This window comes from Trinickia camelliae, assembly GCF_053525655.1.
Genome location: NZ_JBCHAA010000015.1, coordinates 84,654 through 107,117, shown reverse-complemented (window position 1 = coordinate 107,117; position 22,464 = coordinate 84,654). Strand labels below are relative to the sequence as shown.

At 62.5% G+C, this 22,464-nt stretch carries 23 protein-coding genes; 14 read left to right on the top strand and 9 right to left on the bottom strand.

Going from position 1 to position 22,464, the window contains the following annotated elements; all coding sequences use genetic code 11:
- Positions 1 to 13: 13 nt before the first annotated feature.
- Entirely contained in the window at positions 14 to 1,318 is a 1,305-nt protein-coding gene (locus AAHK20_RS23635; RefSeq protein WP_449183928.1) for a CitMHS family transporter, read from the bottom strand.
- A 99-nt stretch (positions 1,319 to 1,417) separates the two neighbouring features.
- Between AAHK20_RS23635 and AAHK20_RS23630 the strand changes: the two genes are divergently transcribed.
- The gene (locus AAHK20_RS23630; protein ID WP_449183927.1) at positions 1,418 to 2,326 is read left to right on the top strand and encodes a LysR family transcriptional regulator; all 909 of its coding nucleotides are present in this window, start codon (positions 1,418 to 1,420) and stop codon (positions 2,324 to 2,326) included.
- Positions 2,327 to 2,476: 150 nt separating this feature from the next.
- Positions 2,477 to 3,259: a bestrophin-like domain gene (locus AAHK20_RS23625; RefSeq protein ID WP_449183926.1), complete on the top strand. Its 783-nt coding sequence runs from the start codon at positions 2,477 to 2,479 to the stop codon at positions 3,257 to 3,259.
- A gap of 29 nt (positions 3,260 to 3,288) precedes the next feature.
- Here AAHK20_RS23625 and AAHK20_RS23620 read toward each other — a convergent pair whose 3' ends face one another.
- Positions 3,289 to 4,383: an SDR family oxidoreductase gene (locus AAHK20_RS23620; protein ID WP_449183925.1), complete on the bottom strand. Its 1,095-nt coding sequence runs from the start codon at positions 4,381 to 4,383 to the stop codon at positions 3,289 to 3,291.
- A gap of 309 nt (positions 4,384 to 4,692) precedes the next feature.
- Here AAHK20_RS23620 and AAHK20_RS23615 point away from each other — a divergent pair, with 309 nt between their 5' ends.
- Entirely contained in the window at positions 4,693 to 5,442 is a 750-nt protein-coding gene (locus AAHK20_RS23615; protein ID WP_449183924.1) for an SDR family NAD(P)-dependent oxidoreductase, read from the top strand.
- A 3-nt stretch (positions 5,443 to 5,445) separates the two neighbouring features.
- On the opposite strand, the gene AAHK20_RS23610 is transcribed toward AAHK20_RS23615, so the two are convergent.
- The 3 genes from AAHK20_RS23610 to AAHK20_RS23600 form a co-directional block, all read right to left on the bottom strand.
- Positions 5,446 to 7,137 carry an FAD-dependent oxidoreductase gene (locus AAHK20_RS23610; RefSeq protein ID WP_449183923.1) on the bottom strand — a complete coding sequence of 564 codons (1,692 nt, stop codon included), beginning with the start codon at positions 7,135 to 7,137 and terminating at the stop codon, positions 5,446 to 5,448.
- 131 nt (positions 7,138 to 7,268) lie between these two features.
- The gene (locus AAHK20_RS23605; protein WP_449183922.1) at positions 7,269 to 8,453 is read right to left on the bottom strand and encodes an amidohydrolase family protein; all 1,185 of its coding nucleotides are present in this window, start codon (positions 8,451 to 8,453) and stop codon (positions 7,269 to 7,271) included.
- Positions 8,454 to 8,482: 29 nt separating this feature from the next.
- Positions 8,483 to 9,247 carry a DUF169 domain-containing protein gene (locus AAHK20_RS23600; protein ID WP_449183921.1) on the bottom strand — a complete coding sequence of 255 codons (765 nt, stop codon included), beginning with the start codon at positions 9,245 to 9,247 and terminating at the stop codon, positions 8,483 to 8,485.
- A 365-nt stretch (positions 9,248 to 9,612) separates the two neighbouring features.
- On the opposite strand from AAHK20_RS23600, the gene AAHK20_RS23595 reads away from it, so the two are divergent.
- From AAHK20_RS23595 to AAHK20_RS23570, 6 genes are read left to right on the top strand one after another with little or no spacing between them, the layout of a single operon-like run.
- Positions 9,613 to 10,446: an ABC transporter substrate-binding protein gene (locus AAHK20_RS23595; protein ID WP_449183920.1), complete on the top strand. Its 834-nt coding sequence runs from the start codon at positions 9,613 to 9,615 to the stop codon at positions 10,444 to 10,446.
- A 57-nt stretch (positions 10,447 to 10,503) separates the two neighbouring features.
- Positions 10,504 to 11,220: an amino acid ABC transporter permease gene (locus AAHK20_RS23590; protein ID WP_449183919.1), complete on the top strand. Its 717-nt coding sequence runs from the start codon at positions 10,504 to 10,506 to the stop codon at positions 11,218 to 11,220.
- A gap of 15 nt (positions 11,221 to 11,235) precedes the next feature.
- Positions 11,236 to 11,883: an amino acid ABC transporter permease gene (locus tag AAHK20_RS23585; protein WP_449183918.1), complete on the top strand. Its 648-nt coding sequence runs from the start codon at positions 11,236 to 11,238 to the stop codon at positions 11,881 to 11,883.
- The gene (locus AAHK20_RS23580) at positions 11,880 to 12,632 is read left to right on the top strand and encodes an amino acid ABC transporter ATP-binding protein (RefSeq protein WP_449183917.1); all 753 of its coding nucleotides are present in this window, start codon (positions 11,880 to 11,882) and stop codon (positions 12,630 to 12,632) included. Before AAHK20_RS23585 ends, AAHK20_RS23580 begins: the two co-directional genes overlap by 4 nt.
- 36 nt (positions 12,633 to 12,668) lie before the next feature.
- Positions 12,669 to 13,430 (top strand): IclR family transcriptional regulator, encoded by a 762-nt coding sequence (locus AAHK20_RS23575; protein ID WP_449183916.1) that lies wholly within the window; start codon positions 12,669 to 12,671, stop codon positions 13,428 to 13,430.
- 34 nt (positions 13,431 to 13,464) lie between these two features.
- Positions 13,465 to 14,733, top strand: coding sequence for a lactonase family protein (locus AAHK20_RS23570; RefSeq protein ID WP_449183915.1), 1,269 nt, complete (start codon positions 13,465 to 13,467; stop codon positions 14,731 to 14,733).
- Between the two features lie 85 nt (positions 14,734 to 14,818).
- On the opposite strand, the gene AAHK20_RS23565 is transcribed toward AAHK20_RS23570, so the two are convergent.
- Entirely contained in the window at positions 14,819 to 15,091 is a 273-nt protein-coding gene (locus AAHK20_RS23565) for a hypothetical protein (protein ID WP_449183914.1), read from the bottom strand.
- 97 nt (positions 15,092 to 15,188) lie between these two features.
- Positions 15,189 to 15,614 carry an Ohr family peroxiredoxin gene (locus AAHK20_RS23560; RefSeq protein ID WP_449183913.1) on the bottom strand — a complete coding sequence of 142 codons (426 nt, stop codon included), beginning with the start codon at positions 15,612 to 15,614 and terminating at the stop codon, positions 15,189 to 15,191.
- Between the two features lie 323 nt (positions 15,615 to 15,937).
- Here AAHK20_RS23560 and AAHK20_RS23555 point away from each other — a divergent pair, with 323 nt between their 5' ends.
- Positions 15,938 to 16,492, top strand: a complete 555-nt coding sequence (locus tag AAHK20_RS23555) for a hypothetical protein (protein WP_449183912.1) — start codon at positions 15,938 to 15,940, stop codon at positions 16,490 to 16,492.
- Positions 16,493 to 16,580: 88 nt separating this feature from the next.
- On the opposite strand, the gene AAHK20_RS23550 is transcribed toward AAHK20_RS23555, so the two are convergent.
- Positions 16,581 to 17,378 (bottom strand): SH3 domain-containing protein, encoded by a 798-nt coding sequence (locus tag AAHK20_RS23550; protein ID WP_449183911.1) that lies wholly within the window; start codon positions 17,376 to 17,378, stop codon positions 16,581 to 16,583.
- 194 nt (positions 17,379 to 17,572) lie between these two features.
- Positions 17,573 to 18,463: a transcriptional regulator GcvA gene (gene gcvA / locus AAHK20_RS23545; protein WP_449183910.1), complete on the bottom strand. Its 891-nt coding sequence runs from the start codon at positions 18,461 to 18,463 to the stop codon at positions 17,573 to 17,575.
- A 106-nt stretch (positions 18,464 to 18,569) separates the two neighbouring features.
- Here gcvA and AAHK20_RS23540 point away from each other — a divergent pair, with 106 nt between their 5' ends.
- From AAHK20_RS23540 to AAHK20_RS23525, 4 genes are all read left to right on the top strand, one after another.
- Positions 18,570 to 19,424 carry a transketolase gene (locus AAHK20_RS23540; protein WP_449183909.1) on the top strand — a complete coding sequence of 285 codons (855 nt, stop codon included), beginning with the start codon at positions 18,570 to 18,572 and terminating at the stop codon, positions 19,422 to 19,424.
- Positions 19,421 to 20,422, top strand: a complete 1,002-nt coding sequence (locus tag AAHK20_RS23535; RefSeq protein ID WP_449183908.1) for a transketolase family protein — start codon at positions 19,421 to 19,423, stop codon at positions 20,420 to 20,422. The genes AAHK20_RS23540 and AAHK20_RS23535 overlap by 4 nt, the downstream gene beginning before the upstream one ends.
- 71 nt (positions 20,423 to 20,493) lie before the next feature.
- Positions 20,494 to 21,258 carry an SDR family NAD(P)-dependent oxidoreductase gene (locus AAHK20_RS23530; protein WP_449183907.1) on the top strand — a complete coding sequence of 255 codons (765 nt, stop codon included), beginning with the start codon at positions 20,494 to 20,496 and terminating at the stop codon, positions 21,256 to 21,258.
- A 157-nt stretch (positions 21,259 to 21,415) separates the two neighbouring features.
- Entirely contained in the window at positions 21,416 to 22,456 is a 1,041-nt protein-coding gene (locus AAHK20_RS23525) for a TRAP transporter substrate-binding protein (RefSeq protein WP_449183906.1), read from the top strand.
- Positions 22,457 to 22,464 lie beyond the last annotated feature (8 nt).

The following is a 22,464-nucleotide window of genomic DNA, read 5'->3' as shown; positions in this document are numbered from 1 at the left end:
CATCGAATGAAACTCACAACGAAAATATGCCCAGTACGACGCACGCAATCGTCATCACGATCGAAGCGCCGAACAGCAGCGGAAACGTGAACTTCTGGTGCTCGGCCAGTTCGATCCCGCACAGGCCGACCACGAGAAAGGTCGCGGGCGTCAGCGGACTGACGGGAAAGCCCGTGGTCATCTGCCCGAGCAGCGCGGCCTGCCCCACGTGCACGGACGGCACGCCGAGTTGCCCCGCCACTTCCGCGATCACGGGCAGCACGCCGAAATAGAACGAATCGGGGTCGAACAACATGCTGAGCGGCATCGACAGCAGGCCGAGCACGACGGGAATGTGGCCTGCCATCGAGGGCGGCACGAAGCCCACGGCTGCCTGCGCCATCGCCTTCAGCATGCCGCTGCCCTGCATGATCCCGGTGAACACGCCCGCCGCGAGCAGAATGCCCGCCATCATCAGCGCGGCGCGTGCATGCGCGTCGATGCGCTTTCTCTGCATCTCGACATTCGGGTAGTTCACCATCAGAGCAATGCACAGGCCGACCATGAACATGATGGCGGGCGGAATTTTCTCGCCCATGACGACCATCGTGCCCAGCACGACCACGGTCAACACGATGTTGAACCAGAAATTCCGCGGGCGTCGCAAGGCTTGTTCTTCCGGCGTCAGCTCGCGCTTCGGCATCGGTATCGCGCCGTCCGCGTTCGACATGCCGAGGCGCTTTTCTTCGCGCCGCCCGAGCCAGTACGCCGCGCCGAACACGAACACGAGGCCGATCGCCTGCACCGGAATCAGCGGATTGAACAGCGCGGAGACGGGCAGATGCAGCGATGCGGACGCGCGGATCATCGGCCCCGTCCACGGCAAGAAGTTGATGCCCGCCGCCAGCGACACAGCCGCTGCCAGCACGCGCTTGTCCATTTGCAGGCGCTCATAGAGCGGCAGCATCGCCGGAATCGTGACGAGAAAGCAGACAGCGCCCGAGCCATCGAGATGGATCAGCAGCGCTAGCAGCGTCGTGCCCATCACGATGCGCGTCGGCCTTGTGCCGACGGCGCGAAGAATGCGGTCGATGATGGGATCGAGCGTGCCGGCGTCGGTGATCGTGCCGAAGTACAGGATCGCGAACACGAACATGCCGACCACAGGCGCGAGACTCTTCAGCCCATCGACGACGAACTTGCTGGTCTGCAAACCGAAGCCGCCGATCAACGATGCCGCAATCGGCACGATGATGAGCGCGACGAGCGGCGACATGCGCTTCGAGAGAATGGCGCCGAGCAGAACGGCAATTGTGACGAGCCCCAGTAAAGGCAGCATGGTCGTGTCTCCAGTCTTGTCATTTAATGGTTTGCAGCGTAAGTTCGATCCGGCGATAACACAATTGAAATGATCTGATTGCAGCGATCACGAACCGTTATGGATCTGAATCTCCGGGAAATCCGTGCCTTCGTCACGGTGGCGATGGCGGGCAGCTTCACGCGGGCCGCCTCGCGGCTGCATCTGTCGCAACCGGCGCTGACGGTGCAGATACGGCGGCTCGAAGAAACCGTCGGCGCGCGCCTGTTCGACCGCAACAGCCGCAGTGTGACGCTCACGCAAACGGGTCGCGAATTGCTGCCGCTGCTGCAACGCTCGCTCGACGATATGGAGCGCGTGCTGCGCGACGCCCGCGCGCTCGGCGAGGGAGCGAGCGGGACCGTGCGGCTCGCGTGTCTGCCGACCTTCGCGGCGAGCGCGCTGCCCGATCTGATCCAGGCGTTCAGACAGCGCGTGCCGCAGGCGGCCTTTCAGATTCGCGACGTGGTCGCGAGTACCGTGAATACGCTCGTGCGCAACGAAGAAGCCGATATCGGCCTGACGGGCGGCGATGCGTTCGACGCTTCGCTTGAAGTGCTTTACGAAGGCGCGGACCGGTTGGTGGTGGTGTGCCCGAAAACGCACGCGCTCGCGCGCAAGCGGCGGGTGTCGATCAGCGACGTCGCACGTTCGCCGCTCGTGCTGACCGCACAAGGCACGAGCGTTCGCAGCGTGGTCGACGCCGCGCTCGAAGAAGCCGGCTGCGTGGCGCAGATCGCCTGCGAGCCGACTTACATGATGACGGCGGTCGCGATGGTGCGCGGCGGTCTCGGCGTCACCATCCTGCCGGCGACGGCGCGCGAAGTGCTTGCCGAACCCGATCTTGTCGCGCGATCGATCGGGGACGCTGCGTTCGTTCGCCCGATCGCGTTGATCAAGAAGCGCGGAAGAACTTTGCCGCCCATCACGCACGCGTTTGTCGAGCAGTTTCTGCAAGCCTATGCGAAGCGGACGGCCGTTCATCGCTGATCGACAGGCGCTGTCGCCCACTTCACAGATTTTCAGCGGAGCGTGATCCAGCGTACAGACCGCCGATTGAGCCTCGTGGTTTGTTTGAGCGTTTAGCGTCGCCGGCTTTCCAGAGAGATAGCCGTCACGCTGCGCATGGAGCAAGCCACGATGATCAGTACCTGGTTGCATAGCCTGCCAATATGGCTGATGACGCTCGTTGCTTTTAGCGTGACATTCCTCGGAGGCGCGGCGATTCATGTCGGCACCGGCTGGCTCGCCGCCGGTCGGCACGGAAAGTCATATAGGGCAATTTCGCCGGGGTTGCTTTCCCCAATCGGCATCATCTTTGGCCTGTTCATCGCGTTTACTGCCGCACAGGTCTGGAACGATACGGCGCGCGCCAACGCCGAGGTCGACACGGAAGCCGGCGCGCTGCGATCGGTGGTTGTCGTGTCCGCCGTATTGCCGGAAGAATCGCAGGTCGCGTTGCGAAAGCTGGTTCGAGACTACATCCAGTACACAGCAAGTACCGAGTGGCCAATGATGTCGGAGGGAGTCGCCACGTTGAACATCAGTCCTCCTGCGTTGAACAAGGCGCTTCAGCTCACGTTGTCCCTGCCGGTCGATACGCCCGGACAGCAGACGGCGCAGCGCGAGGTGGCGGCATCCCTGGAGCAGGCACTCGAAGCACGACGCGAGCGGATCCTGATTAGCCGCTCCGAAGTGAACGGCGTCAAATGGACATGCCTGGCAATTCTGGCCGTCTGCCTCCTGTTGACGATCGCGTTTGTTCATTGTGAAAACCGGGTGACGTCCGCCGTCGCGATCGGTCTATTTTCCGCGTCACTCGCAACGACCGTCTTGCTCATTCTTGCGCACGATCGACCCTTTACAGGCGAGATCGCCGTGACGCCCGAACCGCTTTTGCAAGTGCTGCCAGCAGATCACTGATTGGCATCGCGAGTTCGGGCCTTCGCTTATTAAAGGGCGGGGGGCAAGAGCTTCCGGTCTATGAAAAACTGGAGCGCGTCGCAAAACGCATCCTGAGTGTCGACGGCCGCATTGAATCCCGCCTTGCGAAGCTTGACGGTGCTAACGAAAGCCACCGGGCCCGCCGGTGCGCCGTAGGCAAACGCGAAGTCCGCATGCTGATCGCCCTGTCCGACGAACGCGTGCAGATCGCCGCTCGCAAGCCCGTACTTGTCGACGATCTTCGCCCACACGCCGGCGTTATCGCGAATGTACTGCGCGATGCTGACAGGCACATCGGCTCCGACGTTCACGCCCAGCGTCCGCGCCATAGCGGGCCACACGCTTCGCCATTCGAAGACATCGCCGTTGGTGACGTTGAAGATCTGATTCGCCGCTTGCGGCGATTGTGCGGCCCAAACCATCACCTGGCCGACGAGATCGGCGTCGGCCATTTCCCATACGAACGATGGGCCGCCAGGGAAGCCGAATGCCTCGCCCTTTTCTCGGCGGATCGCTGCGTAGACGCCAATGGCCGGCAGCACGTTGAGGGCGCCAGGTGTTTTCCCGGTGACGAGTTGCGGGCGCAGCACGGTGTAAGTGAAGCCGTGCTTTTCGCCTGCGTCGCGAACGTAGTCCTGCTGATCGAAGAAGAAGTTCGCGTGATTGTCGCGGGGATCGCTTTCGCGTGCAGGGATGGCAATCGGGTGAAGATGGACACCGTATGCCTTCGTGCCCTGCAGGATGGACACGTGCTTGAGCGCCGACTTTCCTGAAACGAGCGGCTCGATCACATTGCGCAGCATCGCATTGTTGATTTCGATCTGATCCGAATTCGACCAGCCGCTCACCAGATCATCGGCGTTCTCGTAGATTGCCGCATACGTGACGTGCGTAATGCCGTCGAGCGCGGACAGCGCTTCACGGGCGGCGTTCTCGTTGCGCAAGTCTACAGGGATGAATTCGAAGTCGCGACCGCTCGGCAGCTTCGGCTTGCGCCTGGAAATACCGACGACATCCCAACCCGCAGAGAGGAAACCCTCGATTGCGGCCACACCGATGAGTCCGCTCGCACCCGCCACCAGAACCTTGTTGCTCGTTCCCATTTCATTGCTCCAATTCGATCATTTCAGTAACAGCTCAAAGCTTTCGCACCGCGTATGGCGCGTGATGTTTGAGTGACCTTCCGACGTCCAGGTCGGTTGAACGAAATTTAGTAGCCAGCAGGAGTCGGCGTTAGGAGGGGGTTCGGAATTCCAGTTATTCCATTGAGTAATGGGTTGGCCATGGCGGTCCGGTCGCGGGTCGCGGCATGCCCGCGCGGAATGACAGTTATCGCCGGCAACCCTCTGCTGAACCGCAACGCCGGCGGCCATGATTCGTTCATCTTCAACGCTCACCCAGAGGATGAACGAATGAACCGTCTTACCAACAAGACTGCAATCATCACAGGCGGCAGCAGCGGCATCGGGCTTGCCACCGCGCAACGATTTGTCGACGAGGGCGCTTACGTGTTCATAGTCGGCAGACGGCAAGCGGAGCTCGACAAGGCCGTGCAGCAGATCGGCCGCAACGTGACGGCCGTGCAGGCCGACGTGACGAAGCTCGACGATCTCGATCGTTTGTTTTCGATCGTCAAGGCGCAGCGCGGCAAAATCGATGTTCTTTTCGCCAATTCAGGTTCGATCGAACACCGGACGCTCGACGAGATCACGCCGGAGCACTACGACGCGACGTTCGACGTCAACGTGCGTGGACTCATTTTCACCGTGCAAAAGGCGCTCCCGCTGATGGCCGAGGGAAGCAGCATCATCCTTACCAGCTCGATTGCAGGCGTCAAGGGCCTGCACGCTCACGACACCTACAGCGCTGCGAAGGCCGCCGTTCGCTCGCTGGCACGGACGTGGACCGTCGAGTTCAAGGGCCGCGGCATCCGCGTCAATGCCGTGAGCCCCGGCGCCATCGATACCCCGATCATCGACAGTCAGGTTTCCACCGCAGCCGAAGCCGACGAACTGCGAGCGAAGTACGCCGCCGCGACACCGTTGGGACGCATCGGCCGCCCCGAGGAAATCGCATCGGCCGTGCTGTTTCTCGCATCCGACGACAGCAGCTTCGTAGCCGGTATTGAACTGTTCGTCGACGGTGGCATCGCGCAGGTGTGAACGCTAACGGGTTTCGCTATTGGCATGCGCAGCCAGAAAACCATGAACCTGCGCTACGACGGCAGCGCCTTCGCCCACGGCCGCCGCGACACGCTTCGTGGACGCCGATCGCACGTCGCCAATTGCGAATACCCCATCGACGCTGGTTTCGAGAGGCAACGTCCGCGTCGTGCCTGTGGCGGGGAGCTCAGTGCCCGTCAACACGAATCCCTTTGAGTCGAGCTTGACACCGCACCGTTGCAGCCAGCCCGTATTAGGATCGGCGCCGATGAACAGAAAAAGGTGATGCGTTTCAAGCTGTCCGTCTGAACCGTCATCCTGCCGGTAGCGGACACGTTCGAGCCGTTCATCGCCTTCCAGTGACGTGATCTCCGCACGCATATGCATCGTCACGTTCGGCAGCGATGCAATACGGTCAATCAGATAGCGCGACATGCTGTGCTCGAGATCCGGGCTGCGAACGAGTACGTGCACATGCGCAACCTGGGAAGCCAGAAAAACGATCGCCTGTCCCGCCGAGTTGCCGCCGCCAACCAGAAGCACGGTCTGATTGCGGCACAGGCGCGCTTCAATCGGGGTTGCCCAGTAATAAATGCCGCGACCTTCGAAGTGCCCAAGCCCTTTCACGGCAGGACGCCGGTATTCGGCGCCGCTCGCAATCACGACTGTGCGGGCCCTGATGCGTTGGGCGTTCGCAAGCGCGATTTCAAGCGGATAGCGGTCGCAGTGCAACGCCGTCACTTCGAGCGGAATCCCGATGTGCGCACCGAATTTCTGTGCCTGGTTAAACGCTCTACCGGCCAAGGCCTGACCGGAGATCCCAGTCGGAAAGCCAAGATAGTTTTCGATGCGCGAGCTCGTACCCGCCTGGCCGCCCGGCGCCCTGCAATCGAAGACGGCCACCGACAACCCTTCAGAAGCCGCATAAACGGCCGCTGCGAGTCCCGCCGGGCCGGCGCCGACCACCGCGACGTCATAAACGTATGCCGGATCGAATTCCGGAATCAGCCCGAGGCACGACGCCAGCTGTGCCTCATCAGGATTGCGCAAGACGGCCCCGTTCGGGCAGAGAACGAGCGGCAAGTCGGCGACGGACGGCGTCAACCGCTCGAGCAATACGATGGCGTCGGCATCGCCTACGTCGAGCGCCATATGGGGTTGGCCGTTGCGACGCAGAAAGTTTTGAAGGGCGAGCAGCCGGCCATCGTCGTGCGCGCCTACGAGCACCGCGCCCTGTCCGCGCTCGATGGCCGCGACACGTCTGAGGATCAGCGCGCGAACGATTCTTTCGCCAAGCTCGGCCTCGGCGATCAACAGGGCGCGCAACCGCTCCGGCTGGATCACGAGCGCCTCGACAGCTTCGATGACTTCTGCATCGACCAGTCCCGGCTTGCCCGAAAGCATCCCGATGTCGGACGTGAATTCGCCCCGTTGCACCCTGGAGCGAAGCAACCTGCGACGGTTGAGTCCGTCACGGCCGGCATAGCGTATCGTCCCCGACAGCAGCACGAACATGCCGGGGCTTGCGCCGCCCGACCGGTAGAGCATGTCGCCCACGACGTAGCTGTGCGGCGCGCCAAACCGGGTGATTCGATCGATCTCGGATTCGGTCAGCACCGGAAACATCTGGTCGAAGCGCGGATTGTTGCTTGGTGTCTGTTCCTCGTCCGATGCGAAGTCGTCCGCGCTTTCCATCGCAGTCTCCTGTAAGGACTACATTCGTGGTTGCCGGCGCCGAACGCTGTACCCAGTTCGCGCATGCGGCAGTCTCAATGTAGTTTGGAAAGCGTGCTCAATAAAGCGCTATCGAGTTGGGCCGATTTCCTTCAGACCAACATCCCATCTCGCGCGACGATGTTTCCCGCCGACACGACGAGCTTGCGCACCGGCCGTGCGACCACAGCCTCGGCGAGCGTTTGCGCGTCGACGAGCACGAGATCCGCGCGATGACCGAGCAGCAAGCCGTAATCCGCAAAGCCGCAACCGCGCGCCGCGCTATGTGTCACGCAATCGAGAGCGATCTCGAGTTCGTCGTCGCGGCGGAAGTCGTTGCGCAAGCCGATCAACATCGCGCGCTCGAGCATATCGGGCGCGCCGTACGGGGTCCATGTATCGCGAATGCCGTCATTGCCCCCGACGACGGTGACGCCCGCCGCGCGGCACGCCGATACGGGCGGCACGGCAACCGACGCGGGCGCGGTCGTCACCAACGCGACCTCAAGCTCGGCCATGCGCGCGAGCAACGCATCACGTTCACGTTCCCCGACATCGCCCAGACAGAATCCGTGGCTGATGGCGACCCGCCCCTTCATCCCGAGCGCGGCGGTGCGTTGAAGAATCAGGTCGAGCGAATACGCGCCCATCGTCGCGCGCTCGTGGAGGTGAATGTCGAGACCGCAGCCATGCCGCTCGGCGAGTCCGAACAGCAGATCGAGCGCCTTCACCGCATCGCCCTCGATTGCGCACGGATCGAGCCCGCCCAGCAGGTCGGCGCCTGCACGTAGCGCTTCGGCGAGCAAGGCTTCGGTGCCGTGGCGCTTCAGCATGCCGGATTGCGGGAACGCGACGATTTGAATTTCCATCTGCCCGCGCAACGTCTCGCGCGTGGCGAGAACGCCGTGCAAGTGCCGCAGGCAAGCATCGGTATCGATATCGACATGCGTGCGCAAGCGCGTTGTGCCCGTAGCGAGGAACGCACGCGCTAACGCGAGCGACTGCACGCCGGCGTCGTGGCCGCTCGCCGCTCGCCAACTGCGTTCGTTTTCGATGCGGTCGATCAGGCGCGGTGCGACGGTGTTGCGGTACCAAGGCATGCCCCAGTGGGTCTTGTCCAGATGCGTATGCCCTTCGACCAGGCCCGGCAGCAAGAGCATGCCGGCACCGTCTTCGATGAGGCAGCCGTCCTTTGCATCGATGGACGGGCCGATATGAGCGATATGGCCATTTTCGACGAGGACGTCGAGTGCGCTGTCCGAATCCACGCGCACGTTGCGAATCAGTAGGCTAGTCATGTCGGAATCATTGGAAGGAAAAGTCAAACCTACTTCTTTGGATAACTAACCTCCATCCCTGCGCGAGCATCTTGCTGGATTCCGTACTGCGCAAACGGATACCGAAGTCCATTTTTCGCGAGGGCGTCCATACCGGCGATGGCTTGTGCCAAGACCTCCGGCGGTAGTGCCATCAGCATCTCGTCGTCCAGGACTCCGCCGTATCTGCGCTCCGCATAGCAAGGAATCGACAGGCTCGGCGCTCCGGTCTTTAACGCTCGTCCCCACGAGTCCGCGCAGGATGATTCTCCGACAACACTCCAATCGAAACGCTTGTACCCTGACCACTGTAAACCGTTGATGAAGTACATCATGGCGCCAGGTGTCGCGTAGAACAAGGCAATCGACGGCTCGATACGGCCCGCGGAAAGCGGAGACACCACGAGTGCTTCGTACTTGCCATCCGGTACGCAATCCATTGCGGCTTGATGGGCGCGAGAGTCTTCAAGCGTGGCGTACCAGACGCCCGCCATTTGCCGGCCCGACATCCAGTCGGCGTCCTTTGCCTTTCCTAAGCCAACGACCGCCCGGCATTGCGATCCGACCAAATCTTCGGCCGTGACCCCCACCGTAAAGCCCAGCCGAGCGGTTTGCCCCACGATCTGATCCAGCGTGTGGATCGCCTTTGGGCGGCGAACGCGAGGAATCGCTTCCATGTCCTCACGCCGTTCGAAGAGCGTCATCCCGAACGGAAGACTGCGCAGCTTGAGCAGCCGCTCGAGGTCTGCTGCCAACTTGCCAAGGTCCTGTGTCATCGAAGAAGTCCAAAAAGATTGACGAACAGCTTGCTGGTTTCAAACTCCTGAGCGGGGCAATCCGCGCTTCTCGGACCAGCTCCGATACCCGCGTTTTCTTGCGGACATTATCCGGCGCACCGGGGTATTGCGTGACTCGTCGTCCGCTCCGCCCCTCAAAACACGCTCGCGTATACCCGCATTGCCACGCTCTTTTTTGCGCGAAAGACTGCCTCACATCTGCTGTGTCGGACACGTGTCCGATATACCGGACAAGCTAGGTGTAGACGCGCGATCCAATCGATCCCTTTCCCGGGCACTCCGCGAAGGCGGTGCTGAACGCGGTCTGCCTAAGCGGATTTCCCACTCCCGATCAGGATCGAGAAATGAAACACGTCAAAGAAAGCGCGAAGTACGCCTGCTTGTTCGCTCTGGCTGGTCTGCTGGCGCTCGCCGGCTGCACCAAAGTCGCTACCCCTGGCCAAGACACCACGGCGGCGTCGACCTTGCAGGGGGTGCTCCAGCGCGGCACGCTGCGCGTCGGCGATTGCCTGACGTTTGCGCCGTTCGGCTTCTACAACAAGGACGGGCAGCCCGACGGCTATGACGTGGATCTCGCTAAGGAACTGGCGAAGGAAATGGGCGTGAAGCTCGAAGTCGTGAATACCACGAGCGCCAACCGGATTCCGAACCTGCAGACGGACAAGGTCGACGTGGTGTTCTGCAACTTCACGCGCAATCTCGAGCGGGCCAAGGAGATCGCCTTTACGACGCCCTATGTCGTCGCCAGCGAGGCACTGCTCGTTAAGAAGACGAGCGGCATCAAGTCGATTCAGGATATGTCGGGCCGCACGATCGCAACCGTCAAGGGCTCGACGAACGGCGACGAAGTCCGGGCGCTGAACATGCAGGTCAAGATCCAGGAGTACGACAGCTCCGAAGCCGCCATCCTTGCCGTCAAGCAAGGACAGGCCGACGCGATGATCGAAGACAACAACTTCCTCGCTTATCAAGCCACGTTGGACCCGGATCTGACGGTCACCAACGAGGCGCTCGTGCCGCTCGAGTACAACGCGTTCGGCGTGAAGGCAGGCGATCAGGTGTGGCTGAACTATCTCAACTTGTTCCTGTTCAACATCAACGCATCGAAGCTGAACGCGCAGCTCTATAAGAAATGGTTCGGCGTCGATCCGCGCTATTCGCTCAACCCGCAGTTTTGAGCGCGATTCGATGATTGGCACGGCAAGCGGCGGTGGGCATTCCCACAAGGAGGAGAGATGAGTTATCAATGGCTCACATTGTGGGGCTACGTGCCCGACTTCTTGCGTGCGGCGTGGCTCACGCTGCAGGTGACGCTGCTTGCCTTTTGCCTCTCCTTGGTGCTCGGCCTCGTGACTGCGCTTGCCGGAGCCTCGCGCCTCGGCCTGCTGCGCGCGGTGGCGAGCGCTTATATCGAGGTCATCCGCAATACACCGGTCCTGCTGCAGATCTTCATCGTCTTCTTCGGTCTGCCGTCGCTAGGCCTCCATCTGAATGCGTACACGGCGGGTGTCATCGCGCTCGGCGTCAACGTAGGCGCTTATCTGGCGGAAGTGTTCCGCGCCGGCATTCAATCGGTGCCGCGCGGACAGCTCGAAGCGGCGAGCATTCTTGGCCTCGAACGCTCCCAGATCTTCATCGAGATCGTGCTGCCTCAAGCGGCGCGCGCCGTTTATCCGGCGATCGTCAACAACCTGATTCAACTGCTGCTCGGCACCTCGTTGCTCTCGGCCATCGCACTGCCCGAGCTGACCGGCACGGCCACCGTGATCAACTCGCGAACGCTGCTCTACCTCCAGACTTTCTCGGTGACGCTGATCGCGTATCTGGTACTGAGCAATTGCCTGTCCTGGCTGGCTGGACAGATCGGCGTGCGGGTCTTTCACCCGCCGCTCGTCATGAAGCAACGCACGCGGCGGCCGTTCCTCGTCGCGCGTCAGGCAAACCGCACCTGAGCCGGGAGATTCGCCATGTCAGCCGAATTGTTGAAGACCAGCCTGTCGATCCTGCTTGAAGGATTGGTGACGACGTTGCTGCTGTCCGCGGCCGCGATCGTCGGCGGCACGCTCATCGGTCTCATCGCCGCGGTATTGCGCACGTTCGGGCCGTGGGGAACGTCCCGCATCGCCAAGCTCTATACCGAACTGTTTCGCGGCACGCCCGTGCTGATCACGCTCATGTTCATCTACTTCGGCGTGTCGTATTTCGGCTATGCGATCGACGTGTTCGCAGCCGGCGCCATCGGTTTGAGCGTGTATCAGGGCGCCTATATCTCGGAGGTGTTCCGCTCGGGCATCGAAGCCGTGCCCAAAGGTCAATGGGAGGTCTCGCAGATTCTCGGCCTGAGCAAGACGCAGACGTTCTTTTCGGTGGCGCTGCCGCAGACAGGAAAGATCGTGCTGCCGCCGCTCATCGGCCAATATCTGTCGCTCATCAAGGACACGTCGATCGTCAGCATGATCGGCATGTCCGAATTGATGCACGGGGGGCAAGCCATCGTCGACCGGGTCGGGCAACCGGTGGAAATCTATGGACTCGTCGCCGTGCTGTATTTTGTCGTGTGCTTCCCGCTCTCGCAGTGGGTGCGCCACCATGATCGAAGGAGCTTGCCGTCATGACCGCTTCCGTTTCGTCGAAACCCGCCATCAACCTTGCTGGCGTCAGCAAATCGTTCGGCGCCACCAAGGTGCTGAAGGAAATCAACCTCGACGTTCGCGCCGGCGAAGTGCTGGTGCTCATCGGCGCCTCGGGTTCGGGCAAGAGCACGGTGCTGCGCATCATGGCCGGACTGGAAACCGCCGACTCGGGTGAGGTCTGGGTCAACGAGGTGCCGCTGCACGACGCGCGCCGGGCCAAGGAAATCCGCGGCCACGTGGGCATGGTGTTTCAGCAGTTCAACCTGTTTCCGCACAAGACGGCGCTCGGCAACGTGACGCTCGCGCTGATCAAAGCCCGCAAGATGAGCCCCGCCGACGCGAAGAAGCGCGCCATGGAGGCCCTCGATCGCGTGGGGCTCGCGGAGCGGGCCGAGCACTATCCGAGCCAGCTTTCGGGTGGCCAGCAGCAGCGTGTGGCGATTGCGCGAGCGCTGGCGGTCGAGCCGGGCATCATGTTCTTCGACGAGGCGACGTCCGCGCTCGATCCCGAACTGGTCGGCGAAGTGACCGAAGTGATGCGCGGGCTCGCACGCGACGGCATGACGATGGTCGTCGTGACGCACGAGATGGGCTTCGCGCGCAAAACCGCGGACCGTGTCGTGTTCATGGACAAAGGCGTCATTGCCGAGCAAGGCGTGCCGGAGCAAATCTTCGTGAATCCGCAGAACGAACGGACGCGCCAGTTCCTGCATCGAGTGCTCGACCATTAAAACGAATCGAAACTAATCGCCGACGGAGTGGAATGAATGTCTGCACCAGAGTCATCGAGAGCCAGAGGCGTGGACCGCGTCATCGGCATTCTCAGGCAATTGCATATCGCGCGACGCCCTATGACGATGCGCGAGTTGATCGAGGCGACCGGTGCACCGCGCTCGAGCATCTATGAACTCGTGACGATTCTCGCCGAAGCCGGATGGCTCGAGATCGCGGTGGACGGCGGCGTGTTCTTCGGCCGCGAGATGCATTACTACGGCGCCGATTACGCCGTGCATAACGATCTGATCAGCCGTGCCCACCAGACGATCCTCGCGCTGGTGAGGAAACACGATGAGACGGCGCAGCTGTGCATGCTCGAGGGCAACAAGTACACGGTGGTGCTTTCGGAGAACAGCTCGCGGCCGTTCAACATCAGCGCGGACATCGGTGTGAAAGTGCCGATTCCATGGACCGCGACGGGCCGGCTGCTGCTCGGACACTTGCGCGCGGACGAGATTCGCGCGCTGATTCCGGATGAGGATTTCGTGCTCGACAACGGCAGGCGCGTCGAGTTTCAAGATTTCATGCGCGATATCGAGCAGGCAGCCGCGCAAGGTTACTGTTGCACCGAAGGTCTTTCGAACACGTTTCGGCTGTGCATGGCCGCGCCGATCCGCGACCGAACCGGTCTGCCGGTTGCCGCGCTTTGCTTCATGACGAGCCGCGACACCGAGCCGACAAGGCGCAATTTGATGCTCGACGACCTTATCGCTTCTTCGAAGGCGCTGTCTCAGCCTTACAACCAAACGTAGTTACCAATGGCTGTCGTCACATAGGAGGCAATGGATGAGCAAGGATCGGCAACTCGAAGTCCCCGGTTCGGAAGCGCGGCGCGCCTGGCTGAAAGGCGTGGGCGCGATGGCCGCAGTGTCCGCGATGGGCACGATCGCGAGTCCGCGGCCTGTGCGCGCGGCGGCAAGCAAAGACGCGGTATCGGCGGCGCAGAACGGCAAGGCGTTGTTCGCCTACGTCGGCACCTACACGCCGCACGGCCTCGGCATTCATCGATTTCAGGTCGACCGTGCGAGCGGCAAGCTCGAACCGCTGGAGCCGGTGCAGGGCATCGAGAATCCGAGCGCGCTCGCGATCGATTCGAAGCAGCGCTTCCTGTTCAGCGTCAGCGAGGTGAAGAACTACAACGGCACGACCAACGGCTCGGTCAGTTCGTATGCGATCGAGGCGGGCACGGGCGCGCTGCATCCGATCAACACGGTTAACTCGCAAGGCGCGGGGCCGGTCTATTTGAGCCTCCATCCGAACGGCCGCTACCTGATGGTCGCGAACTACAACAGCGGCAGCGTCGCGGTGCTGCCGGTCGCGATCGATGGTGTGCTCGGGGAGGCCGTTTCCGTGCAGGCGCCGCAAGCGCCGGCGGGCGCGCAGCATGCGGCCGAAGGCGTGCCCGGCAGCTTTGCGATCAGCGATCACGACGGCCCGCATGCGCACACGATCGTGCCGTCGCCGGACGGGCGATTCGCGATCTCGACGGATCTCGGCGTCGATCGCACTTATGTGTGGAAGTTCGATGAAGCGACCGGCGCGCTATCGGCGAACGATCCGCCGTTCGTCGCGGCATCGGCGGGAGCGGGCCCGCGGCACGTTGCGTTTCATCCCAACGGCCGCTACTTGTACGAGGTCACCGAGGAAGCGTCGACGCTCGTCTGCTACGGCTATGACGCGGCAAGCGGCACGCTCACGCAGCTGCAGTCGGTGTCGACGCTGCCGCCCGGATATCAAGGCACGAGCTTCGCATCGGAAATCATGCTGTCGCACGACGGCCGCTTCGTCTATGTCGCGAACCGCCTGCACGACACCATCGTGCAGTTCGGCATCGGCGCGAATGGGCACGTGCAGCGGATCGGCGAGACGCCGACCGGCGGCGACTATCCGCGCGTGATCCGCTTCGATCCGTCGGGGCGTTTCCTTTATTCGCTGAACCAGCGCAGCGATCACATCGCGATCTTCGCGGTCGATAAAGCGAGCGGCAAGCTGCGCTTTACCGGCGATTACGTTGCGGTGGGCAGTCCTTCGGATATCGCGTTTGCGTCGGTGTAGGCGAGCGTGAAATCGTTAGCCGCACGATGGCCCCGATATCGCATGTCTTGCGATATCGGGGCCATCGTGACGGAGCGTCTACGGCTTAATGACGGGCGTAGAGCGTGTCGCGCGCGGCGAGGACGGTGCGGCTGCCCGATTGGGATTGGTCTGCAACCACGCCGCCGTAGGCGTCTTGCGAAGCCTTAGCCTCGTTTCGCTCGGCGGCGAGCGTTTGGGCACTCTCGCCGCGCTGCGACGCCGGAGCGCCGACCGAGGGCTTGTAGAACGGAGCGGGGCCGTAGCCGCTGGCGAATGCGGGAGCGGCGGCCGTTGCGGAAAAGGCGACGAGCAGGGCGGCGATGAGCTTGGCGTTCATGATGGAGTCTCGCTAGAAAAAGATTCAGTAGTAGATAGATGAGGCGCGTGTTTTGCTGAAACGCGCCCCGAATGTCCGTTGGGTTCGCTTGCTGCGGTTAGCGCACGTTGATGGCGACGTCGATGTTGCCGCGCGTGGCCTTTGAATACGGGCACATTTCATCGGCGGCATGCACGACCGCAACGGCCACTTCGCGCGCCACGCCCGGCATGGTCACGTCGATGCGCGCTTGCAGGAAGTACCCGCCGCCGGTCATGCCGAGATCCACTTCGATGTCGACCGACAAGTCCGACGGCAGCGCGACTTTCTGCGCCTTGGCCGCGAGTTCGACCGCGCTGATAAAACAGGCCGACCATGCGCCCGCGAACAGCCGCTCGGCGGTCGGATGCGCGACGACGTCCGAGAAGAGCTGCTGCGATTGCGCATCGTTGCCGGGCGACGAGAGCGCAAGCGTGACGCGCTCTCGGCCGCTAATCGTCGTATGGGTCTTGCCGGTGAGCAGCACGGTTTCGATCTTGGTCATCACAAATCTCTCCTGGGAGGTTGCTGAAAGAAGGTTTATATCGCATGCGATGTAATCGCATGCGTCGCATGATGGTGGAAAGGTTGGGCGATGTCAAGCGCATAAGATTTAATCGCATGCGATTTCTAATAGGCTGCAGCCTCGGGAATCTGCTGATGAATCGTCACGGCGCGCTGTGCTGGCAGGTGGCGGTGGAGGCGGCGGTTTGAAGGGCGGTTTGAACGACTGCGTGCTTTGATCGCCGAGAAGGGTGATCGATTTTCAAATTTTTGCCAGCGCTTCGTGTCAAAGCCTCATGCATTGCTTCAGGCGTGAGGTTCGGCATGACACAGCGAAGATCGACCGCAAACGGCCCGCATCGGCATCGTTTTGAGCGCGGCATACGCGCCGTGCTGGTTTGCGCTCTGGCGACGCTCACACTAAGCGCCTGCGTCCAACCCTGGGACCGCTTTCACCCAGGCGAGCCCGAATCAACCGTCACCGCGTCCCTGGGCCAGCCGAAAGAAACCTACGACCTTCCAAACGGCGGCAAGCGCCTGATGTGGCCAACCCAACCGATGGGCGAAACCACCATCGCCGCCGATATCGACTCAAGCGGAAAAGTCGTCGGCGTTCGCCAAGTGCTGCAACCGTTGGAGTTTTATCGAGCGGAACCCGGCAAGTGGACGCGCACCGACGTGCTGATCAATTTCGGCCGGCCGGAAGAGACGATGTATCTGCCGCTCGTCAAACGCGAGGTGTGGACGTATCGGTATGAGGAAGACAACACCTGGTACCAGCTCTTCCACTTCTATTTCGACGACACGGGTGTGCTGCGCTCGACGCAAAAGAGCCCCGACCCGCTGCACGATCATCCCGACAACGACAACATGAACTGAGCGGCGTCAGCCCCGAGGCCGGGCGATGAGCCGGCCTCGGGTTGACGCCGAAACGCGTTTGCGAAGAGACGCGTGAAGCGCGCGGGCGCTAGTGGTTACTCGAATGATCGCGCTCGTCGTTGCCGCCGCCGCGTTGCTCGTTGCCACCGTGCTGTTCGTTCCCGCCGTGCTGGGCAGGCTGCCCACCTGGGTGGGCCATCTGTTGTCCTTGCGGCCCGCCCATCGCATGCGAAGGCTGCTGCGGCTGTTGCGCCGGTCCGTGAGCGTAGCCCGGTTGCTGCGGCTGCCCATGCCCGTACTCTGGTTGCGGATGCTGCTGCTCAGGCCCGTGCGTATACCCAGGCTGGGGTTGCGGATGTTGTTGCTCCGGCCCGTGCCCGTACCCCGGTTGAGGCTGCGGCTGCCCGCCTTCACGAATCACTGGTCGCGGATTCAAAGCCGGCCCGCCACCCTGCGGCGGCGGTCCGCCATGTGGCGGCGGGTGATTGGCCCAGCGGTCCCGATCGTGGTACCACGGCCGGTCGTGATAATAGCGGTCCCAATAGTTGCCGAACGAGAACACCACAACCGGCACCCCGATCTGCACGCCGTAAGTCATGATCGGCACTTGAGAGCCTTGATACGGATAGTTCAGATATCCGCCGTAGACCCATCCACGAAACTCGGACGTCGAGACGTCGCACCAGCTGTAATCGGACACGCAGCCATTCACGGCGAGCTCCACTCCTGGCGGCACTTCCGCGACGACCGGGTAATCCGACGCAGGACCGGCGTACACGTCGACCGGTTGCGACGTGTACGCCACCGATTGCGCGAATGCCGCGCCGGATAACGCCATCAAGCAGGCGCTCGCCACGGCTGTGCGAATGACGGTTTTCTTTTGCATGTTGCCTCCCTCGGAAAAGCGGCTGCCTGTACGTCTTATGTGTGATGTGTCTTTCGTCGCGCGAAATCGGCGGTTCCATCGCGGGGACACATTCCTTTGACAAGATTAGTGTCTGCTGAATTGCATGTAGTTGCCCGCGCAATTACCGTTTGTCAGCTTTCTTACGATTGAGCAATTTCCGTGCAGCGCGCGACTCACGCTTCAAGCTGTTCGAAGAGCCAGTCCTGAAAGCTGCGCAGTTTGGGCAGGTCCGCGCGCGACTTCAGCAGGTTCAGCGTGTAGCCGTGAACCTTCAATCCCTCTATCCCCAGCGGCGCGACGAGCCGTCCCGTCTCCAGCTCGCGCTGCACGAGCAGCAGGCTTTCCAGGCACACCCCCAATCCATCCACGGCCGCGCTGATCGACATGAACGAGCGGTCGAAGCGCGGCCCGCGTGTGATGTCGAGACGCGTCTTGCGATTCAGCCGCATCCAGTCGCGCCATCCGACGAGGCAGCTTTCGCTATGGATCAGCGTGTGGTGCTGCAAATCGGCGGTCGTGCGGATCGGATGTTCGCCATTGGCAAGTTCCGGCGCGCACAGCGGCACGATCGTTTCGGGCGGCAGCTCCAGCACCATCGTGCCGACCGGCTGCAGCTTGCGCGCGCCATAGCGGATGTCGACGTCGACGGCTTCCGTGCTCAGGTCCGCGGGATCCGAGGATGCATTGAGCCGCACGTCGATGTCGGGATTGAGCGCGGAAAAGCGCGCGATGCGCGGCATCAGCCATTGCGTCGCGAAGCTGGGCGTGGCGTGGACGGTGAGGATGTCGCTCTTGACGACGCGGCCGATGTTGCGCGTCGCCGCATCGATGCGGGCGAAGGCGGCCGCAATCTCTTCGGCGTATTGCCGTCCCGAGTCGGTCAGGATGACCGCGCGATGCACGCGATGAAAGAGCCGCACGCTCAATTGCTCTTCGAGCAGCTTGACCTGGTGGCTGATGGCGGACGGCGTGACGAACAGCTCGTCCGCGGCAAGCGCGAACGACGAGAGCCGCGCCGCGGCCTCGAACGCTTGAATCGACTTGAGCGTAACGCGATTGTGCATCACAGCATTCCGGTGAATTGAATTCAGCGATACGGCCACTTTAATTCGTTTGAGCGCGAGAACTCAAGGGCCTACGCTTACAACAACTCATACGGAGGAGATCACGGTGACTATCAGCGAAGCCGGACGGACAACTGAATCCGTCCAACTCGCGGAGCGCGCATATCGCATCCGCCGCAACGCGCTCTTGATGGGCGAGGTGCAAGGGCAGGGCTACATCGGCCAGGCGCTGGACATCGCCGATGTGCTGGCGACGGCCTATTTTCATGCGATGAAATACCACCCGGCCGACCCTGACTGGGAAGGCCGCGACCGCTTCCTGCTGTCCAACGGCCACTACGCGATCGCGCTTTACGCCGCGCTGATCGAAGCGGGCATCGTCCCTCAAGAAGAGCTGGAAACGTATGGCAGCGATGACAGCCGCCTGCCGATGTCCGGCATGGCGAGCTATACGCCGGGCATGGAGATGTCCGGCGGCTCGCTCGGGCAGGGCCTCACGATTGCCGTCGGCCGCTGCCTCGGATTGAAGCGCAAGGGCTCCGGTTCGTTCGTCTACACGCTGTTTTCCGATGGCGAACTCGACGAGGGCTCGGTGTGGGAAGCGATCATGTCCGCCGCGCACTGGCAGCTCGACAACCTGATCGGGATCGTCGACGTCAACAACCAGCAAGCCGATGGCCCGTCGACGCAGATCATGGCGTTCGAGCCGCTCGTCGAGAAGCTCGAAGCGTTCGGCTGGTTCGTGCAGCGCGTGAACGGCAACGACCTCGACGCGGTGGTCGCCGCATTCGACGCTGCGCGCGCACATCGCGCTCCGCAGCCGCGCATGATCGTCTGCGATACGAAGATGGGCTGCGGCGTGCCGTTCCTCGAAGCGCGCGAGAAGAACCACTTCATCCGTGTCGACGCGCACGAATGGCAACTCGCGCTGAAGGCGCTCGAAGAGGGGAAGCAAGCATGAGCCAAGCCACCGCACAGAAGCCGCGTCTGAAGACATCGGCGATGATCGCGTCGATCGCCGGCGAAGGACAGGCCACGCGTTCCGCGCCGTTCGGGCATGCGCTCGTCGAGCTGGCGAAGCAGCGCCCCGAGGTCGTGGGCATGACGGCCGATCTCGGCAAGTACACCGATTTGCACATCTTCGCGAAGGCATTCCCTGAGCGCTACTACCAGATGGGCATGGCCGAGCAATTGCTGATGGGCGCGGCCGCCGGCATGGCGCACGAGGGCGCGCAGCCGTTCGTTACGACGTATGCCGTGTTCGCGTCGCGCCGCGCGTACGACTTCATTCACCAGACGATCGCCGAGGACAACCTCGACGTGAAGATCGTTTGCGCATTGCCGGGCCTCACGACCGGCTACGGTCCGAGCCACCAGGCCGCCGAAGACCTCGCGCTGTTCCGCGCGATGCCGAACCTCACCGTGATCGATCCGTGCGACGCGCACGAGATCGAGCAGATCGTGCCGGCGATCGCCGACCATCGCGGCCCCGTCTATATGCGCTTGTTGCGCGGCAACGTTCCGCTCGTGCTCGATCAGTACGACTACCGTTTCGAACTCGGCAAGGCGAAGCTGCTGCGCGACGGCGCCGAAGTGCTGATCATCTCGACCGGGATCATGACGATGCGCGCGCTCGAAGTGGCGAAGGCGCTCGAACAGGACCGCGTCGACGTGGGCGTGCTGCACGTGCCGACGATCAAGCCGCTCGATACGGTGACGATCCTGCGTGAAGCGCGGCGCTCGGGCCGCCTCGTCGTGGTGGCCGAGAACCATACGACGATCGGCGGTCTCGGCGAAGCGGTCGCGACCACGTTGCTCACCGCAGGGGTGACGCCGCCGTTCCGTCAGATCGCGCTGCCCGATGCGTTCCTCGACGCGGGCGCGCTGCCGACGCTGCACGACCGCTACGGCATCTCCACGAACGCGATGGCCGACACGATCAAGGGCTGGCTCAGCTAAGCCGCTTTCATCACAGCTTTTCACTACACGACATTCAGCGCTCGAAGCGCACCCTATCAGGAGACTTCAACATGTCAGAGTCGAAACTTCTTGCCGGCAAGGTCGCCGTCATCTCGGGCGCTGCCTCGCCGCGCGGAATCGGCATGGCGACGGCGCGCATGTTTGCCGCCCAAGGCGCAACGGTTGCGATTTTCGATCTCGACGAGCGCGCGGCTGTCGAAGCCGCGTCGTCGATTGGCCCGGCCCATCGCGGCTACGCCTGCAACGTGACCGACCGGCAGGCGTGCGCCGCCGCGGTCGAGCGCGTGGTCGCCGATCTCGGCTCCATCGATGTGCTCATCAACAACGCCGGTATCACGCAGCCGGCCAAGCTGCTCGACATCGACCCGGAAAGCTGGGACCGCATCCTCGACGTGAATCTGCGCGGCGTGCTGTATCTCTCGCAAGCGGTGGTGCCGCAGATGAAGAAGCAGGGCAAGGGGTCGATCGGTTGCATGTCGTCGGTGTCGGCGCAGCGCGGCGGCGGCATTCTTGGCGGACCGCATTACTCGGCCGCCAAGGCGGGCGTGCTGGGCCTGGCGAAGGCGATGGCGCGCGAGCTCGGCATCGACGGCATTCGCGTGAACTGCGTGACGCCCGGCCTGATCCAGACCGACATCAACGCGGGCAAGATCAGCGACGACAAGCGCGGCGAAATTCTTGCGGGCATTCCGCTGAACCGCCTCGGCGTACCGGATGACGTCGCCGGCGCGTTCCTGTTTCTGGCCTCGGATATCTCGTCGTACATCACGGGCGCCGTGATCGACGTGAACGGCGGCATGCTGATCCACGGCTAGGCGCAGAGCAGCGGAAACGTCCGGCCTGCGTTTGACGGAGGAGACACCGGACTTTCCGCCATACGGCAAAGACGGCAGACGCACGTCGCCAGAAAGCGTCACATTACGAAATCACACAGCACAACAAGAATGAAAATCCATATTGGAGGAGCACATCATGACGACCCAGTCGAATGCTCGAGGCGGCATCAATCGCCGCACGTTTCTGAAGGCCGGCGCCGCGTTGGGCGTGGCGGCGCCGTTCGTGAGCATCTCGCGGCGCGCCACGGCGGCCGAGTTCTCGTATAAGTTCGCGACGGGCCAGGACCCGACGCATCCGGTCAACATCCGCGGCAAGGAAGCGCTCGACCGCATCCGCGCGGCGACCAACGGACGCGTCGACATCAAGCTGTTCCCGGCCAATCAGCTCGGCTCCGATACCGACCTGCTCTCGCAGGTGCGCAATGGCGGCGTCGAGTTCTTCAATCAGGCGTCGTCGATTCTCGCGACGCTCACGCCCGCCGCGGGCATCGTCAACACCGGCTTCGCGTTCAAGGACTACGACACGGTCTGGCGCGCGATGGACGGCGATCTCGGCAACTACATCCGCGCGCAGATCACGAAGTCGGGCATCGTCTCCGTGTGCCCGGTGTGGGACAACGGCTTTCGGCAGATCAGCTCGTCGACCCATCCGCTCAAATCGCCCGCCGACTTGAGCGGCTTCAAGATCCGCGTGCCGCAAGCGCCGATGCTGACTTCGCTTTTCAAAGCGCTCGGAGCGGGCCCCACGCCGATCAACTTCAACGAGCTCTATTCGGCGCTGCAGACGGGCGTGGTGGAAGGCCAGGAGAACCCGCTGCCGATCATCGCGACGGCCAAGCTCTACGAAGTGCAGAAGTTCATCAGCCTTACGTCGCACGTGTGGGACGGCTACTGGATTCTCGGCAACGTCGCTGCCTGGAACAAGCTGCCGCCCGACCTCCGCGCGATCGTGCAGCGCGAGTTCACGCGCGCCGGCATGGACCAGCGCGCCGATATCGCGAAGCTCTCCCTGTCGCTGCGCAACGACTTGAAGGGCAAGGGCATCACGTTCGTCGACGTCGACCGCGAAGCGTTCCGCGGCGCGCTCGCGAAAACCTCCTTCTATAGCGACTGGAAATCGAAGTACGGCGATGAGGGCTGGGGCATGCTCGAAAAGTACGCCGGCAAGCTCGCCTGAAGGGGACA

Bases quoted from the DNA above. Each gene is read 5' to 3' on its own strand.
- AAHK20_RS23635 (WP_449183928.1), bottom strand. From the start codon at position 1,318: ATGCTGCCTTTACTGGGGCTCGTCACAATTGCCGTTCTGCTCGGCGCC.
- AAHK20_RS23630 (WP_449183927.1), top strand. From the start codon at position 1,418: ATGGATCTGAATCTCCGGGAAATCCGTGCCTTCGTCACGGTGGCGATG.
- AAHK20_RS23625 (WP_449183926.1), top strand. From the start codon at position 2,477: ATGATCAGTACCTGGTTGCATAGCCTGCCAATATGGCTGATGACGCTC.
- AAHK20_RS23620 (WP_449183925.1), bottom strand. From the start codon at position 4,383: ATGGGAACGAGCAACAAGGTTCTGGTGGCGGGTGCGAGCGGACTCATC.
- AAHK20_RS23615 (WP_449183924.1), top strand. From the start codon at position 4,693: ATGAACCGTCTTACCAACAAGACTGCAATCATCACAGGCGGCAGCAGC.
- AAHK20_RS23610 (WP_449183923.1), bottom strand. From the start codon at position 7,137: ATGGAAAGCGCGGACGACTTCGCATCGGACGAGGAACAGACACCAAGC.
- AAHK20_RS23605 (WP_449183922.1), bottom strand. From the start codon at position 8,453: ATGACTAGCCTACTGATTCGCAACGTGCGCGTGGATTCGGACAGCGCA.
- AAHK20_RS23600 (WP_449183921.1), bottom strand. From the start codon at position 9,247: ATGACACAGGACCTTGGCAAGTTGGCAGCAGACCTCGAGCGGCTGCTC.
- AAHK20_RS23595 (WP_449183920.1), top strand. From the start codon at position 9,613: ATGAAACACGTCAAAGAAAGCGCGAAGTACGCCTGCTTGTTCGCTCTG.
- AAHK20_RS23590 (WP_449183919.1), top strand. From the start codon at position 10,504: ATGAGTTATCAATGGCTCACATTGTGGGGCTACGTGCCCGACTTCTTG.
- AAHK20_RS23585 (WP_449183918.1), top strand. From the start codon at position 11,236: ATGTCAGCCGAATTGTTGAAGACCAGCCTGTCGATCCTGCTTGAAGGA.
- AAHK20_RS23580 (WP_449183917.1), top strand. From the start codon at position 11,880: ATGACCGCTTCCGTTTCGTCGAAACCCGCCATCAACCTTGCTGGCGTC.
- AAHK20_RS23575 (WP_449183916.1), top strand. From the start codon at position 12,669: ATGTCTGCACCAGAGTCATCGAGAGCCAGAGGCGTGGACCGCGTCATC.
- AAHK20_RS23570 (WP_449183915.1), top strand. From the start codon at position 13,465: ATGAGCAAGGATCGGCAACTCGAAGTCCCCGGTTCGGAAGCGCGGCGC.
- AAHK20_RS23565 (WP_449183914.1), bottom strand. From the start codon at position 15,091: ATGAACGCCAAGCTCATCGCCGCCCTGCTCGTCGCCTTTTCCGCAACG.
- AAHK20_RS23560 (WP_449183913.1), bottom strand. From the start codon at position 15,614: ATGACCAAGATCGAAACCGTGCTGCTCACCGGCAAGACCCATACGACG.
- AAHK20_RS23555 (WP_449183912.1), top strand. From the start codon at position 15,938: ATGACACAGCGAAGATCGACCGCAAACGGCCCGCATCGGCATCGTTTT.
- AAHK20_RS23550 (WP_449183911.1), bottom strand. From the start codon at position 17,378: ATGCAAAAGAAAACCGTCATTCGCACAGCCGTGGCGAGCGCCTGCTTG.
- gcvA (WP_449183910.1), bottom strand. From the start codon at position 18,463: ATGCACAATCGCGTTACGCTCAAGTCGATTCAAGCGTTCGAGGCCGCG.
- AAHK20_RS23535 (WP_449183908.1), top strand. From the start codon at position 19,421: ATGAGCCAAGCCACCGCACAGAAGCCGCGTCTGAAGACATCGGCGATG.
- AAHK20_RS23530 (WP_449183907.1), top strand. From the start codon at position 20,494: ATGTCAGAGTCGAAACTTCTTGCCGGCAAGGTCGCCGTCATCTCGGGC.
- AAHK20_RS23525 (WP_449183906.1), top strand. From the start codon at position 21,416: ATGACGACCCAGTCGAATGCTCGAGGCGGCATCAATCGCCGCACGTTT.